The organism is Paraburkholderia mimosarum LMG 23256 = NBRC 106338, from assembly GCF_000739815.1.
GTDB classification, from domain to species: Bacteria; Pseudomonadota; Gammaproteobacteria; order Burkholderiales; family Burkholderiaceae; genus Paraburkholderia; species Paraburkholderia mimosarum.
Map to the genome: position 1 here is coordinate 21,604 of NZ_BBJJ01000064.1, position 15,414 is coordinate 37,017.

Annotated in this window: 11 protein-coding genes; 9 read left to right on the forward strand and 2 right to left on the reverse strand. The window is 59.7% G+C overall.

Annotated features, from left to right (window positions below; translation table 11 throughout):
• From BMI01S_RS29535 to BMI01S_RS29565, 7 genes are all read left to right on the forward strand, one after another.
• Entirely contained in the window at nt 1-783 is a 783-nt protein-coding gene (locus BMI01S_RS29535; protein WP_028232213.1) for an ABC transporter permease, read from the forward strand.
• Nucleotides 784-793: 10 nt separating this feature from the next.
• Nucleotides 794-1,546: an ABC transporter ATP-binding protein gene (locus BMI01S_RS29540; protein WP_028232212.1), complete on the forward strand. Its 753-nt coding sequence runs from the start codon at nt 794-796 to the stop codon at nt 1,544-1,546.
• A gap of 210 nt (nt 1,547-1,756) precedes the next feature.
• Nucleotides 1,757-5,143, forward strand: a complete 3,387-nt coding sequence (locus tag BMI01S_RS29545; RefSeq protein WP_161635550.1) for a glycosyltransferase — start codon at nt 1,757-1,759, stop codon at nt 5,141-5,143.
• Between the two features lie 206 nt (nt 5,144-5,349).
• Nucleotides 5,350-6,993 carry a glycosyltransferase family 2 protein gene (locus BMI01S_RS29550; RefSeq protein ID WP_169745493.1) on the forward strand — a complete coding sequence of 548 codons (1,644 nt, stop codon included), beginning with the start codon at nt 5,350-5,352 and terminating at the stop codon, nt 6,991-6,993.
• Between the two features lie 405 nt (nt 6,994-7,398).
• On the forward strand, nt 7,399-8,433 hold the full coding sequence (locus tag BMI01S_RS29555) for a glycosyltransferase family 2 protein (protein WP_244145437.1): 1,035 nt from the start codon (nt 7,399-7,401) through the stop codon (nt 8,431-8,433).
• 25 nt (nt 8,434-8,458) lie between these two features.
• Nucleotides 8,459-8,809: a DMT family transporter gene (locus BMI01S_RS29560; RefSeq protein ID WP_028232211.1), complete on the forward strand. Its 351-nt coding sequence runs from the start codon at nt 8,459-8,461 to the stop codon at nt 8,807-8,809.
• A gap of 16 nt (nt 8,810-8,825) precedes the next feature.
• Nucleotides 8,826-10,244: a DUF2142 domain-containing protein gene (locus BMI01S_RS29565; RefSeq protein ID WP_028232210.1), complete on the forward strand. Its 1,419-nt coding sequence runs from the start codon at nt 8,826-8,828 to the stop codon at nt 10,242-10,244.
• Nucleotides 10,245-10,319: 75 nt separating this feature from the next.
• Here the strand turns inward: BMI01S_RS29565 and BMI01S_RS29570 are convergent, their stop codons facing one another.
• Both BMI01S_RS29570 and BMI01S_RS29575 read right to left on the reverse strand, forming a co-directional pair.
• Nucleotides 10,320-11,012, reverse strand: a complete 693-nt coding sequence (locus BMI01S_RS29570; protein ID WP_028232209.1) for a hypothetical protein — start codon at nt 11,010-11,012, stop codon at nt 10,320-10,322.
• Between the two features lie 226 nt (nt 11,013-11,238).
• Nucleotides 11,239-12,261 carry an IS30 family transposase gene (locus BMI01S_RS29575; protein ID WP_028232208.1) on the reverse strand — a complete coding sequence of 341 codons (1,023 nt, stop codon included), beginning with the start codon at nt 12,259-12,261 and terminating at the stop codon, nt 11,239-11,241.
• 433 nt (nt 12,262-12,694) lie between these two features.
• On the opposite strand from BMI01S_RS29575, the gene BMI01S_RS29580 reads away from it, so the two are divergent.
• Together BMI01S_RS29580 and BMI01S_RS43980 are read left to right on the forward strand one after the other, a co-directional pair.
• Nucleotides 12,695-14,947, forward strand: coding sequence for a glycosyltransferase (locus BMI01S_RS29580; protein WP_208461013.1), 2,253 nt, complete (start codon nt 12,695-12,697; stop codon nt 14,945-14,947).
• A 381-nt stretch (nt 14,948-15,328) separates the two neighbouring features.
• A partial coding sequence (locus BMI01S_RS43980) for a 2-C-methyl-D-erythritol 4-phosphate cytidylyltransferase (protein ID WP_218002759.1) occupies nt 15,329-15,414 on the forward strand: 86 nt, incomplete at its 3' end.

Sequence of the window (15,414 nt, forward strand, 5' to 3'; positions counted from 1 at the left end):
ATGTTGAAACTTGCACTCGTTGATTTGAAATGCAGCATCGCGTCCTGGCGATTGTGGACGCTGCTCGGCTGGCTCGAAGTCCGCCAACGCTATGCGCGCTCGCGTGTTGGGCCGTTCTGGCTCACGATCAGCATGGGCGTCATGATCGCCTCGATCGGCGTCGTGTACGGCACGCTGTTCGGCCAGAAGATGAGTGACTACCTACCCTTCCTCGCATCGAGCCTCGTTATGTGGAACGCCTTCGCGCAGATGGTTCAGGAAGGCAGCGTTGCCTATATCAATAGTGGCACCTACATACGCCAGGCTTCGACGCCGAAGCTGATTTACCAACTCCAGGTGATTTGGCGCAATCTCGTCGTGCTGGCTCACAATTTCGTGATCGTGCTGGTGCTGCTCGTGCTCTTTGGGGTAAAGAGCTGGGAGGTTCTGCCGCTCTTCATTCCCGGACTTGCGCTATTTCTGCTTAACGCACTGTGGATCGGCATGTTGGCCGGCCTGTTGTCGGCGCGCTTTCGCGACCTGCCGCAGATCATCGCCGCGCTCATACAGGTGGCGTTCTACATCACGCCTATCATCTATAAGCCTACCTCGCTTAACCGCTATGCATTTATCGTCGAATGGAACCCGCTTGCCTACCTCATGGAGATCGTGCGTGAACCGCTGATCGGTCAGGCGCCTTCGGCGCTGACGTGGGGCGTGACGGCCGGCATGGCGCTCGTTGGCTGGCCAATCGCGCTGGCGATGACCGGGCGCTATCTGAAGCGAATTCCGTACTGGGTTTGAGGAGCACCACATGGCATATATCGAACTGAAGGGCGCAACGCTCGACCTGCCGATCTACGACATCCAGGGGCGCTCCCTCAAGCGCCAGGTCATGCGTATGGGCCGGCGCAACGCGATCGCGGAGGACACCGACGGCGTGATCGTTGTGCGCGCGCTCAATAATGTCGACCTGCGTTTCGATGCTGGGGACCGGGTGGGTCTGATCGGCCACAACGGCGCGGGTAAGTCGACGTTGTTGCGCACCATGGCCGGCATTTATACGCCGACCTCGGGCACCGTGGAGCGCTCTGGCAAGGTGGTGCCGTTGCTCGACATCAGCCTTGGTATGGATGAAAACTCCACGGGTCTACAGAATATCCGTCTGCGCGGCCTGCTGCTGGGCATGTCTGACAGTGAGATTCGTACGAAGCAACAGGAGATCGCGGAGTTCTCCGAACTCGGCGACTATCTCGACTTGCCGATTCGCACTTATTCGAGCGGCATGCGAGTGCGTCTGGCCTTCGCCGTCTCGACGGCGGTCGAAGCGGAAATTCTGCTGCTCGATGAAGTGATGGGTGTGGGCGACGCTTCGTTCATGCATAAAGCGGAACAGCGGCTGGCAGACCTTCACGGTCGTGCGGAGATCGTCGTGCTCGCCATGCATTCGAATCACGAAATCCGTCGCGTGTGTAATAAAGCGCTCTGGATGGAGCACGGACACGTGCGCGCGTTCGGCCCGGTTGAAGACGTGGTCTCCGCTTACGAGGCCGCGGTGGGCGGCTAAGGGCTTCGCGCAGTGCAGGGTGTCTTAATCGATCAGAATGTCCAAGCCATGAAGCCTGAAAATATTGACGACGAGTCGCAGTTGTCCGGGTGTGCTGAGCGATGCGCCGCCCAAGGCGGCGCGGTCCCGGCGACACGGTATTGGTGGCCGCGTCGTGGCGAGTCCACGTGGCCCGAGTATGCATCGATTGCATCGCTGCTCGCGCAAGCATTGCGGCCACAAACATTCGTATTGCTAGGCGCGGCGCAAGGTGTCGCGCTGTGCGGCTGGCGAGAGATACAAGAGTTAGCGCATGCGCATTTTGCTGCTGTCGAGCAATGGGCTGCACGCAGCTTCGGGGGGGTACCTGGCGCACAAGCCAGGCGCGAACTCGAAGCGCATCTCGGCACGAGCGCTGGCGCGGCGACAAAGCTGCTGGACGCCGACGTGCTCGACGCGGCCGCTGGCTTTCCGGATCGATCCATCGATTTGCTGCATATTGACGGCGTGCATGCGGCCGCGCACGGCTCGCGATTGCTGGACGCGTGGTTGCCGAAGCTCTCTGCACATGGTGTGGTGTTCATTTCGGATCTTCATTCGGGTAGGGCGGGTGAGGGCGTGCAGGCGTTGTGGGCGACGCTCGCAGCGCGTTATCCGAACCTGGCGTTCGAGCATGGCGCGGGTTGCGGCTTTGCTGCGGTGGGCGACGCGCTGCCTGCGGCGCTGCGCTCGCTGCTGAGCTTGTCCGCCCTCGAACGGGCACGCCTGCAGGCGCATCATGCACAACTCGCGGGGCTCGCGACGCACAGCGAAATGCAGGCCCGGCTCTGGGCGCTGGAAGCGGCGCTGGCAGAGGCGCACGCTGAGGCCGAGCGGGCCCGTGCTGCGGAGCGCGCCGCGCGCGAAGACCTTGCAGCGAACCAGGAAAGCCTGGATCTGCTGGCCGATGACCTCGAAGGTGAGCGTAGCGCGCTGCGCGCGACGCAGGAGTCGCTGCAAAGCGCCTATGACGACGTTGCGGCGTTGCGCAGGTCCACTTCCTGGCGCCTGACGGCGCCGTTGCGCGTTGTCGTCATGTCGCTGCGCACGCCGCGCATGATCGTCGCACGCGCGCGTCACGCGCGCGCGGTTGTGCGCACTTCGGTGCGCGAACAGGGCTGGCCAGCAACGCTGCGCAAGATCGCCACCGCGCCGAGCCGTCACGGCCTGCGCGGGCTGCTCGGCGCGTCAGCGCCCGCTGGGTCGCTTGACCCGGTGTTCGACCTGCCGCTTGCGCCGCCGGCGCGCGAGCGGCTGGCGATGCGCGTGCTGATCGTCGCGGAAATGAGCATTCCACAGTGCCGCAAATATCGGGTCACGCAGAAGCAGCAGATGATCCTGAAGCTTGGCATCGAATGCACGGCGGTCAGTTGGAACGACACGCAGGCCGTGCGTAGCTTGCTGCAAACGCATTCGATCGTCATCTTTTATCGCGTGCCCGCGTTTCCCCAGCCGCTGAGACTCATACGTGAAGCAAAGGCTATGGGCCTCGTGACCTTCTGGGAAGTCGACGACCTGATCTTCGACGCCAGCAAATACGCGGGCAATTCCAATATCGCCGATCTCGACGACGAGGCGCGGCGCGGTATTCTCGAGGGCGTTGAGCTTTACCGGACCGCCATGCTCGCCTGTGACTATGGCATCGCGTCAACCGAGGGTCTCGCGCGGGCTATGCACGAGGCCGGTGTGCCGCAGGTTTCAGTCGTTGAAAACGCTCTCGACACGGAAACCGTTCGTGCTGCGAGGGGGCTCGATGGCATACCGAAGCGTGCCGACGGGATCGTGCGCATCGTCTATGGCTCGGGCACACGCACGCACGACGCCGATTTCCGCGTGGCTGCAACGGCTTTGCGTCGCGTGCTCAAAGCCCGCCCGAACGCGTGCTTCGTCGTGATCGGCGAGTTGAATCTGCCGGCCGAGTTCAACGACATTCAGGCTCAGGTCCAGCGTCTACCGCTCTCGGATTACCGTACTTATCTCAAGCGGCTGGCGGCCTGCGATATCAGCATCGCGCCGCTCGAAGACAGTGTGTTCAACGACGCCAAATCGAACATCAAGTTCCTTGAAGCGTCCATCGTGCGCCTGCCGTCGGTGTGCTCGCCGAGTGCTGCATTCCGTACTGCGATTACCGAGGGTGACACGGGCTATCTTGCCGCCGATACGGCAGCCTGGGAGCGCGCGCTGCTTGCTCTCATCGACGATGCGGCGTTGCGCGAGCGCATGGCCGCACGTGCGCACGACTATGTTTCGAAGCACTATGCGCCGACGACCGTTGCGTATGAGCAGGTGCTGCCAATTCTCGCTCCCTACGCCGCGCGTGAAAAGAATCTGCGCGTGCTGGGCGTAAATATCTACTTCGAACCGCGTAGTTTTGGTGGCGCCACCATCGTGGCCGAAGAAGTGGCGCGTCGTTTGAACCAGCGCGATGACATCGAATATGCGATGTTCACATCGCTCCCCACGAGCGACGTTCCCGCCTACAAACTTGTGCGCTATCGCGCGGCGAGCGGCGGCGATGTGTTCGCCATGGGCCTGCCACCCGAGGGTAATCCCAATTTCGAGTTCGAGAACCCGAACTCAATCGAGGCCTTCGCCGAGGCCGTGAGCGCGCTGCGCCCTGACGTCGTGCACCTGCATAGCATTCAGGGCATAGGCGCACAGATCGCGGAAGTATGCCTGCGCGAGCGCATCCCTTATGTGGTGACTGCGCACGACGCCTGGTGGATCTGCGGGCGCCAGTTCATGATTACGGGCGAGCACGTGTACTGCAATCAGCGCAAGATCGACCTGAATGTTTGCGCGACTTGCGTGAAGGATCCAAGCCTCAATAGCTACCGGCAATTCAGGTTGCGCGAGATCCTGTTTGGCGCAGCGCGCCTTATCACGCCAAGCGAATTCTTCCGCGAGCTGTTCACCGAAAATGGTTTCGATCCCACGCGTATCGTTGTGAACAAGAACGGGGTGGTGGCGCCTCGGCGCGCGATCCGTCGCGAGTCGCTCGCGCGGCGACCGCTGCGTATCGGCTACGTCGGCGGGGAGACTCCAATCAAGGGCGCACCGCTCCTGCGCAAGGTCCTGCGGTCGCTGCCAGCGCGAAACTACGAGCTGCGAGTTGTCGATAACGTCCTCAATCTGGGCCGCCGCTCGATCGATGCTGCAGAATGGCGCGTACCGGGTACGCTCAAAATCGTGCCCGCCTATACGCAAGAAACCATTGACGATTTCTTCGAAGGTATCGACGTGCTCGTTACGCCGACGCAATGCAAGGAAAGCTTTGGCCTTTCTGTGCGCGAGGCCTTGATCCGCGACGTGTGGGTCGTCACGACCGACGCAGGTGGCGCCGTGGAAGACATCGTGGACGGAGAGAACGGCAACATCGTCCCGCTTGACGACGACGGCACCGACTTGGGTGCGGCGCTTGGCGATCTGCTCGAGAATCCGCTGCGGCTGGAGGGCTATCGCAATCCTCACGTGGGCCGCGTGCGTATCTTCGACGAACAGGCGCGAGAATTACACGCGCTCCTCGCCGAAGTGGCCGCCGAGGCACCACGCGCAGCTGTCTGCGCTGGCGCGGGATGAAGCGGGTGGTGCGCGGTATCGGCAGGCTGTCCGGCCTTGCGCGTGGCGTGCACGCACGGGTTGCGGCGTTTGGCGGCGTTTGCGGCGCCGTGACGGCCGTCACCGCAGTGCTGCGCCGTGAGGGTTGGCGCAGTGCGTTGCGCAAGGTCGTGCGGACTTCGACGCAGCAGGCCGGCTATCAGCGCTGGATCGAGACCGTAGATGCGTTGGAGCCGACCGCGCTGCGCCAGCTCGCGGACGAGATGGCGGCATGGCAGCAGGCGCCTCGCATCTCGATCGTCGTGCCGGTCTACAACACACCGGCGGTGTATCTGGACGCAATGATCGAGTCAGTGCGCGCACAAATTTATCCGCACTGGGAGCTTTGTCTTGCCGACGACGCGTCGAGCGCCCCACACGTCGAGACACTTCTACGCAAGCACGCGCAGCGCGACGCGCGTATTCGTGTTATGCGGCGCGCGCAGAACGGCCATATCTGCGCAGCGAGCAATAGTGCTCTCAAGCTAGCGACAGGCGAGTACGTCGCGCTGCTCGATCATGACGATTTACTGCCGCCGCATGCACTTGCCATGGTGGCCAAATATTTGCGGGCGCATCCGCACGCACGTCTGCTCTATAGCGACGAAGACAAGATTTCCTCCGACGGGCGCCGGAGCACGCCGTATTTCAAGCCAGACTGGGATCCGGAACTCATCGTTCAGTACAATTTCTTTTCGCACCTGGGTGTGTACGAGACAGCGCTGATCCGTGAGGTCGGTGGTTTTCGCGAGGGCTTTGAAGGCAGCCAGGATCACGATCTGGTGCTGCGCTGCGTGCGCGCGGCGGGCGATGCGGCCGTCGTCCATATCCCGCATGTGCTTTATCACTGGCGCACGATCGAGGGTAGCACGGCCCTGGATATTGACGAAAAGCCCTATGCCGTCGAGGCAGGGGTGCGAGCCGTACGCGAAAGCTTAAGGCTCAGAGATGCGCGTGTGGAGGCGATTGCGCCATCCACGCAGCTTCCGTTCGTGCAGGTGCGCTATCCATTGCCAGAACCGCTGCCCCGTGTCCAGGCCATCTTGCGCTGCGCGGGCGATGGCAGTGCGCCGCAAACGGCGCTGCGCGCGCTCTTCGCCCGGCCACAGCCGCTGCTCACTCGCGTGACGCTGGTAGGTCCGGGTGCGGCGACCCATGTCGAGTACGCGAGCAAGTCTGCCGGGGAGCACGCTCAGGGGGTGACCTTTGATGCGCAAATGGACATTGAGGCTGCCCTGCGCGCCGACGATGCCGCCTTTGTCTGCCTGCTAGACGCCCAGGTGGAAGCGGGCGACGAAGGCTGGCTCGATGCGTTGGTGCGTCACGCACTGCGTCCTGAGATTGGGCTCGCCGGGCCACGACTTAGCCTCCCAGGAGGGGGGGCGTTTGTTGCTGGACTTGTCGCTACGTCGCCGTATAGCACTGTGCTGGCCCGTAGCGGGGCGTCACGCGAGGACTTCGGCTATTTTGGTATGAATCAACTGACGCGCACGGTGACGGCGCTGCCGGGCGCCTGTCTCGTTGCGCGCCGCGCCGTCCTGTCGACGGCCGCTGCGCAGCTCGCCGCGTACGACGAGCGCGATCTGGATGGTGAGGATTCCAGCGTGGATCTTGCGCTCGCTCGCGCGCTGGGAGCACAGGGTTTGCGCCATGTGCTCGTCGCCCAGGCCACGGTCGTCTGCGCGCAAGATATGCCGGTGCCGGATGCCGTTGCTGGGCTCGCGGCGCAGGCGGGATTTCGCGATCCCGCCTACAGCCCTCATCTCGCAGTCGAGAACGGCGTCGCGACGTTCGAGATCGCCGAGGTGCCGCGCATCAGCCGGTTCGGTTGACGGCCCGGTTACCGATCAATTTCCGAGAAGCTTTTGTGCTGCGCTTGTGGATATCCGGATCATCGGCAGGCGCAAGGATCAGGCGCTGCGCGCGGGCTTGTGGGAATCGGCTGTGAACGGCGAACCGAGTGCCTGGGCCGCGCCGCAACGGGCAGCACATTTGCCGCGGTGGTACGCCGACTTGTGCGCGTTGCTTCGAACCAGTAAAGTAACAGGCTGTCTGAAAGGCATGGTCTTGAAACATGTCCAGTGAGTCATTGTGGGCGGCGATGTCCCATGACGATCGTAGATAAACTGTGCGCGTTTGTCGCTGGCGCGTCGCCGTCCAGGCGACATCGAATCATAATTGCGCGGCGATTGACAACGCCGCTCATCGGAACCTGGGTTTAACTGGACAAGATCGTGCTGACCAAGCCTGTCTCGATTGCTGTTGTCATCCCGTCGTACAAGGTCAAAGACCACATCCTGCAATTGATTGACAAAATCGGCCCGGAAGTCACGGATATCTACGTCGTGGATGACTGCTGTCCGGCGCAGAGCGGCGACTACGTAGAGGCGAATTGCAATGACAGCCGGGTGCGCGTGGTGCGCCATCAAATTAACCAAGGCGTGGGAGGCGCCGTGATGACGGGCTACGCGCACGCGATCGAGGGAGGTGCGGACATCATCGTCAAGCTCGATGGCGACGGCCAGATGGACCCTGAATTGCTGCCACAGTTTGTATTGCCGATTATCGAAGGCTGGGCCGACTATACGAAGGGCAATCGTTTCTACGACCTCACGCACATTGTGCGCATGCCCGCCGTGCGGCTGATCGGCAATGCGGGACTTTCGTTCATGACGAAGATATCCACGGGCTACTGGAATATTTTCGATCCGACCAACGGTTATACGGCGATCAGCGCGCGTGTTGCCGCGCATTTGCCATTCGACAAGATCGCGCAGCGCTACTTTTTCGAAACGGATATGCTATTCCGACTCAACACGTTGCGCGCCGTGGTGGTCGATGTTCCGATGGACGCCTTCTACGGTGACGAAGAGTCGAATTTGAAGGTCTCTAAAGTGCTGTTCGAGTTTTCCGCGAAGCATGCGGTGAATTTCTCGAAGCGGATTTTCTACAATTATTTTCTGCGCGACATGACGGCTGCGACGTTCGAGCTTGTGTTCGGCGTGTTGCTGCTAATGTTCGGGCTCGCCTTCGGCTCCTGGCACTGGGCCGAATCCATGGCGCAGGGCATCTCCACGCCGCTTGGTACGATTATGCTCGCGGCGCTGCCCGTGCTGATCGGCCTGCAATTGTTGCTAGGTTTTCTCAATTTCGACGTCGCAAGTGTGCCGACCCGGCCCATGAGCCGCTTTTTGCCCGCGGATGGGGCGTACGCGCGCCAGGTCCTGCGCGGAACGGCCGAGCAGTCTCGCTCGCCAGATACGGCCGCTTGATCCACTTTTCTGTAATCTCCAACGCATGACTTCACTTCAGATCGTTTGGGCGCTTGCTTGCGTATTCATCATTTCGAGCGGTCAACTGCTGTTCAAGAAGGCAGGTATCGAAATTCAGGCGGCCGGCAGCTGGTATTCCCCACGCGCGCTGGTACTCCTCTTTTGTGCACTGGCGATCTACGGGTTTGCAACTTTGCTGTGGGTAAATCTTTTGCGCTTTGTTAGCCTCAACAAGGCCTACCTGTTCATGGCGCTCTGCTTTATTCTCGTGCCAATTGCAAGCCACTTCTTTTTTCGGGAAGCGATCACTCGGGGCTATGTGTTTGGCACGGCGCTCATCATCGTGGGTCTGATCGTGGCAACGCGTTTCGGTTGAATTTCCAGGATTGAGCATGCGATTTTCCGGGTGGATTGCGTCGTTTATCGACGGAAGGCGTCTTTCATGGCTTTACGTGTGCTATGCCATGCCGATCGGGCTTTTCCTTATTCTGGCTACGCCGCCGTTTCAGACGCCTGATTCGGTTGTGCACTTCTTTCGTGCCATTCAGGTCTCGGAAGGTCATCTTCTGAGCGAGCGCGCGGGCAATACCTCAGGCGGTGCGATTGACGAAAGTGTGGTTGGCTTTGCTGATATTTTCCATCCTATGGCGGCACACCCGACCGTCAAATATGATCCGGTGATGGAGGCGCGCACGGTCGGGCGCAAGTGGGGTGGCGAAAAGCGCCTCGTCGGATTCCCGAGCTCGGCGATCTATCCGGCCTACGCTTATTTGCCCCAAGCCGTGACGATCGCCTTCGCGCGTAAAGTTGGTATTTCAGCGCCGGGAACGTATCGGCTCGTCTGCGTCGTCGACCTGCTAGTGAGCATGGCGCTCACTGTCGCAGCGTTGTTGCTCAGCCGTCGGACAGCGTTGTGGATATTCGCCATTGCATTGCTGCCGTCCACACTCATGCTGTACTCGTCGGTTAGCCAGGATGCGCTCCTGTTGCCCGCCTGCATCCTTCTGATCGCAGCGCTCGATCGCGCGATATTCGATGGTGAGCCCATCGGCAAGGCGCGGCTTTTCGGCGCGGCCCTGGTCGCCGTAGCCTGCATCACCGCGCGTCCGCCCTATGTCGGCCTGCTGTTGTTGGGATTCTCTCCAGCGCTGCTATGGGAAAGCGCGAAGGGGCATTATGGGTTCGGGCGCCGCACCGTCTGGCTGATCACGGCCGTGGCCGCATCGGCACTGGTGATCGTCGCATGTAGTCTTTCGGCGTGGGCGCCTGTCACTCCGCCGCGCTCCGAGGCGGGGCAGATTGCATGGGTGTTGCATCATCCGCTCGAGATTCCGCGCGTTGCATGGGCCACGCTGCAGCACAATGGGGTCTTCTACTATGAGAGCATGGTCGGCATTCTCGGCTGGCTCGATACCCCCATGCACAGGGACTACTACCGCGTCGCGGCTCTCATGGGCGTCGCGCTCGCCGTTGCGACTGCGCTCGAGCGACGAGGCGCTGCGCCGACGGTTCGTGGTGTCGATCGCGTTGTGATCGCACTTGCGCTGCTCGCAAGTGTGGCGCTGATCTTCGCAGCGTTGTATGTGTCATGGACCCCGGTGGGCCAACGCATTGTCGACGGTGTGCAGGGCCGATACTTCTTGCCTCTGCTGCCGTTGTTGGCTCTCCTCCTGCCCGAACGCACTGGCACGCGCACCCAGCCTCGCGCGCTTGAGGCACTCAAGACCATTTGCTGTGCAATAGTGTTGATCTTCCCGATCTACACATTTACGGAGACTATCCAGGCGTTACTCCACCGTTTTTATATGTGACTAAGCGTGAAGGCGTTCCGCGACGCCATTAGAAGTGCCGCCTTCTATGATGCGGCAGTACATGGTCACGCCTGGCTAGTCGCGTGTGGCGTGCAGTAGGGAAAAATCAAGATAGTCGTCACCATCCGCAGCAATGCGATCGACATGAATCAGAATCTCTGTCGCGGCCCGGTTTGGGAGGGCAACATTCTTCCAGTGAGCGGAGTCGGTGCCAAGCGAATCGCTCAAAAGATGGGTTTCGCCGTCTCTTAACTCATAGCGAAATGGCGATAGAAAGCGTTCCTCAAAGCGGAAGGGGAGCCTTGACCCGCTAACGAAGAAGGAGACTGCGCTTGCTTCTGCTGGCAAAGTAACGCGCACATTGGCGCAGCGGGCGTCACCTTTCATTGCGATCCGTAGCAGCTTGTAATTGGTGCTTAGCTCGACCCCATGGTTATCGCAATCCCCGTTCGCCACGAGTTGTGCGCTCTCTCGGGCCTTCATTGGGGCAAAAAAAGTTGCGCTTGCGAAGACAGTTAAATATATGGCGGCCAGGCCAAGCAAGCCTCCAAGCATGTGCCGCCAACTGATCCAGCATCCATCAGAGCCGCTTGGCTGAACATCGAGCGGGAATAGGGAAATTGCAAAAAGCAGGGATAGCGATGGAGCGATCAACAGGCTGTACCTGGCCTGAATCTCTCCGAAGCCCAACACGACAAGCGCAAAGCTCCCGATCAGCAGTGCTGCGGGAAAGGCAGCTCCATCTCGTCGCATTTTAGGTATGGCCATGCAGGCGCCTACGATAACAGTCGTCACAAACGCGCCAAGCCATGGGAAAACCGACGAATTGAACGGTATTGTGCTGCTTGCAACGATTGCCGTGTCCGGGTTTCCTGCTGGGAACGGAAAGGACGACAGGCCATAGTAGTGCGTGTGCCAGAGAATGCTATCGCTGTTTTGCGTAGAAGGTATGCCGGCCAGTCGATCAGTCCGGAGGATAGGGCGGTCTCTAGAGTCAAGTGCAACGTTTCGCTAATCCAGCCGTTGCCAGCTCCATGGCCATGACCTCTTCGGGTGTTTTCCAACCGAGAGTTTGGCGGGGGCGCCCATTGAGCAGCCTGGCGATATCGTTCAATTGCGTCTGCGTGACGCCCGACAGGTCCATGCCCTTTGGCAGGAACTGACGTAGCAGGCCGTTCGTGTTCTCGTTGCTGCCGCGCTGCCAGGGAGCGTATGGGTCCGCGAACCAGATATCGAGGTTCAGTCGCTCGGCAAGCTCCACATGACAGGTCATCTCCGATCCACGGTCGTACGTCAGGCTTTCGCGCAGAAAGGCCGGCACCTTCTTCATCTGGCGCGTAAAACCCTCGAGCGCGTCCTGGGCCGTGCAGCCGTCCATGCGACACAACACGACGAACCGTGTTTTGCGCTCGACCAGCGTTCCAACGCAGGAGCGATTGAACGCCCCTTTGACGAGGTCGCCTTCCCAATGTCCGGGCCATTGCCGCGTTTCGATCTGTTCAGGCCGGTGAACGATGCGCAACTCCTCCGGCACGAAGCTTTTACGTGCACAGGTTTTACGGGTGGTGCCGCGTCTGGGTTTTTCCTGGCGCAACGCCTCGATCATCGCCTGCTTGAGCCCACCTCGGGGATGGGTGTAAATCGCCGCGTAGATCGTTTCGTGGCAAACACGTTGGTCGGGATTGTCTGGGTGCATGTCGCGGAGTCTGGCAGCAATCTGCTGCGGCGACCAGCGCCGATAAACCAGGTGGTGATGCACGTGCCAGTACAGCGCGCTGCCTTCGCTCAACTTACGTCGCCGCACGCAACGCCGGCGACGAAGCCGATAGGCCGAGGCCGCCTGCGTCGCGTCGTAGCGCGGCATGGCCGTGTTCCGGTTACGCGCCAGTTCGCGAGAAACCGTCGAAGCACTGCGCCCCAACCGCCGTGCGATCTCCCGTATACCGACCCCGCGCTGATGTTCGATCATGATTGCCGCGCGGTCTTCCGCGCTCAGATGCTGGTACTTCTTCTTCATCGCAACACCTTACTTGATTCAAGGTGTTGCACTTGAAGCTAGAGACTAAGCAGTAGGGCAGCGCTTTCATCTCGTATTCTCGCGCGTTTTCGATACGAGCGGCCACAAGCCTGCGTTCTGGGAAGGGGAGCAAATCCTCCTCATTTACGCAGCAGACGACGAAATTCAAAACCTCAAGCTATTTCTCGACGATTTTGAAATCACTCGCCAGTCTTCTGTTTCGATACCAGAGCTCATTATCGCAAAGGCCAGAATCGCCGCGCTCGAGGAAAGTCTGTCAGCGGCACGTGGTGCCGCCGATTCGATTGCCGCACAATCGGCCGCCGAGGTCGCGAGGCTGGATGCTCATCTTGGCAAGCTTCGCGAGGAACTCAAGACTGTCAACAGCCAGTATGTCGATCAGGCTCAGGCGTTATGGGCGCGCGATTCGCAGTTGAACGAGATTATCAAAGAAAAAAGAAGGGCTGCGGAGGAAAGCGAGCGAGTGATCGCTGGGAGAACTCACGAGCTCGCAGAGAGGGATCGTGTGATTTGGGAGATGAAGCAAAGCACGTCCTGGCGAGTCACCGCGCCGTTACGAGCTGTCGGCACACTCGCCCGACTGGGAAAGCGGAAGTTTCGCTCGGCGCTCAGGCTGGCTTATCATCGCTTGCCCGTGCCCATCACCTGGAAGCAGGCGATCAGAACGAGATTGTTCGGCGGTCCTACGCTTCCGCTTCCGGCGGCTACCACGGTACCGGAGGTGATGCCGAGTATCGTTCCGAAATTTGTACCGCCGCTGCGGGGTCCGCAGGAACGTGCGGACGTGTTCGTCTGGGGGATCATCGACTGGCATTTCCGCATTCAACGTCCTCAGCATATGGCCCGGGGTATGGCGCGTCGGGGGCATCGCACCTATTATTTTTCGAACCATTTTGTCGATGACGAGGCGGCGGGTTTTCGTATCGAACCGCTATCCGAGGACGGTTTGCTTCACGTCGTCTACCTGAACGTGGCGGGGGCCCCGTCAATTTACTCCGCTGCGGCCAGCCCGGAGACGACCGCGAAGCTTCGTGCAAGTTTGGCTGCGTTCCTGGTTCAGGCGAGCCCGAAATCGATCGTGTCCATCGTCCAACATCCTTTTTGGGTGCCTTTTGCCGATGCGCTGCCGAATCGGCATCTGGTGTACGACATGATGGATCACCACGAGGGTTTTGGAGACGGCGCCCCCGACATCCTTGAATTGGAGGAGCGCATTCTCTGCGAGGCCGACCAGGTCATTGTCACGTCGGATTTTCTGGAGAACATTGCACGGAAAAAGAATCGTTCCGTGCGCATGATCCGGAATGCGTGCGAGTACGAGCACTTCGCCGAGCATCCAGGCGAAGTCTTTGTAGACCCGAAGGGACGTCGGATCATTGGCTACTACGGCGCGATTGCGCATTGGTTCGACGTGGACCTCGTCGAAAAGGTCGCGCTTGCTTTTCCGGACGACCTCGTACTACTCGTTGGGGCGGATTCCGCTGGCGTGCAGGCGCGTCTCAGTCACTGTCCCAATGTTGAATTCACAGGAGAGGTGACCTATTCTTCCCTGCCGTTCTATTTATACGCATTCGACGTCTGTCTCCTGCTCTTCAAAATCATTCCGCTGACGCTGGCCACGAATCCGGTGAAGGTTTATGAGTATTTAAGTGCCGGCAAGCATGTCATCGGCGTCGATCTGCCGGAAATGGCCCAGTTCGGAGACCTTGTTCATATCGGTCGGAACGAAGAAGAGGTGATGACGCTCATTCGATCCTCGCTAGAAAATCCACCGACAGACGCCGAAGTTGCTGCCCGGCGAGCATTCGCTTCTAGCCAGACATGGGACGATCGCGCGCAGGCGCTTAGTACGTCTATAGAGCGATATGCTGCGCCGCTGGTCAGCATCATCGTAGTTTGTTATAACAAGCTGGAATTAACGGACGCCTGTCTTCGTAGTCTGGAGAAAAATACTCACTATAAAAATTTCGAGATCATTGTCGTCGATAACAATTCCAGGGATGCGACTCCGGAATATCTGACGGAATGGGCGAAGCGAGGCGATAACAGGCGAATCATCCTGAATTCTGATAATCGCGGCTTTGCGGCGGCGAATAATCAAGGGTTACGGATCGCTCGCGGTGAATACCTTGTGCTGTTGAACAACGACACTTACGTCACACCAGGGTGGCTGGGTACGTTGGTCCGCCATCTGCAGCGCAAGGATTCCGTGGGACTGGTGGGACCGGTCACCAACAACATCGGCAACGAGGCGAAGATCGAAATTGCCTACGATTCGATGGAAGAGATGGAGTATGCCAGCCGCTTGTACACGACCCGGCATATGGGGCTGACTATGGAGGTTTATACGGCGGCTTTCTTCTGTGTCGCGTTCTCGCGGGACATGTACGAGCGCGTGGGCGACCTCGATGAGATTTTCGGCATCGGAATGTTCGAAGACGACGATTACTGTCGAAGAATCCAGAAGTTGGGGTTCGTGATTGCTTGCGCCGAGGACGTCTTTATTCACCACCATCATTCAGCATCGTTCAATCTCCTCGCGATCGAAAAGCGAATGAAGCTCTTTGAGGAAAACAAGAGGAAATATGAGGGCAAGTGGGGTGCCTGGATTCCTCATCAACATCGTCCTGTGAGCGACGGGCACCGCGAGCGTCACTCCGCTTAGCTAACGTCGCTCGCACTTCGCGTTGAGTATGACGCGGCATGTTTCTTTGCCGGTGATTTGCGGAGAACCCGTTGAGCCGCAGTTTGATTGTTAGCAGACTGTCGCTGCAGGATATTGAGTGATGCCTTCAGCGACTTCCGGTAATGCTGCGCGTGCCTGTAACTTCACGCTGTTCACGCGGGTGACCGCAGCAATCAACAGAAGCAAAAACAAGGCATTCAATGTCAAGTCAGTCAATGACTCGACGGCAACTTCGCGTCCGCCTTGGCCATTAACGAGCTCGTCTTGACTACTCGCCTGCGGGAAGCGAACTACCTCGGTGTTAGAATCTTGCTCTTGTCAAAATGAAAGACTTGATTAGCAGATTTTAAGGTCGATGCAATGAACATCGTGATCCTCGCGGCAGGCATGGGCAAACGCATGCACTCCGCGCTGCCCAAGGTCCTGCATCCGCTCGCCGGCAGGGC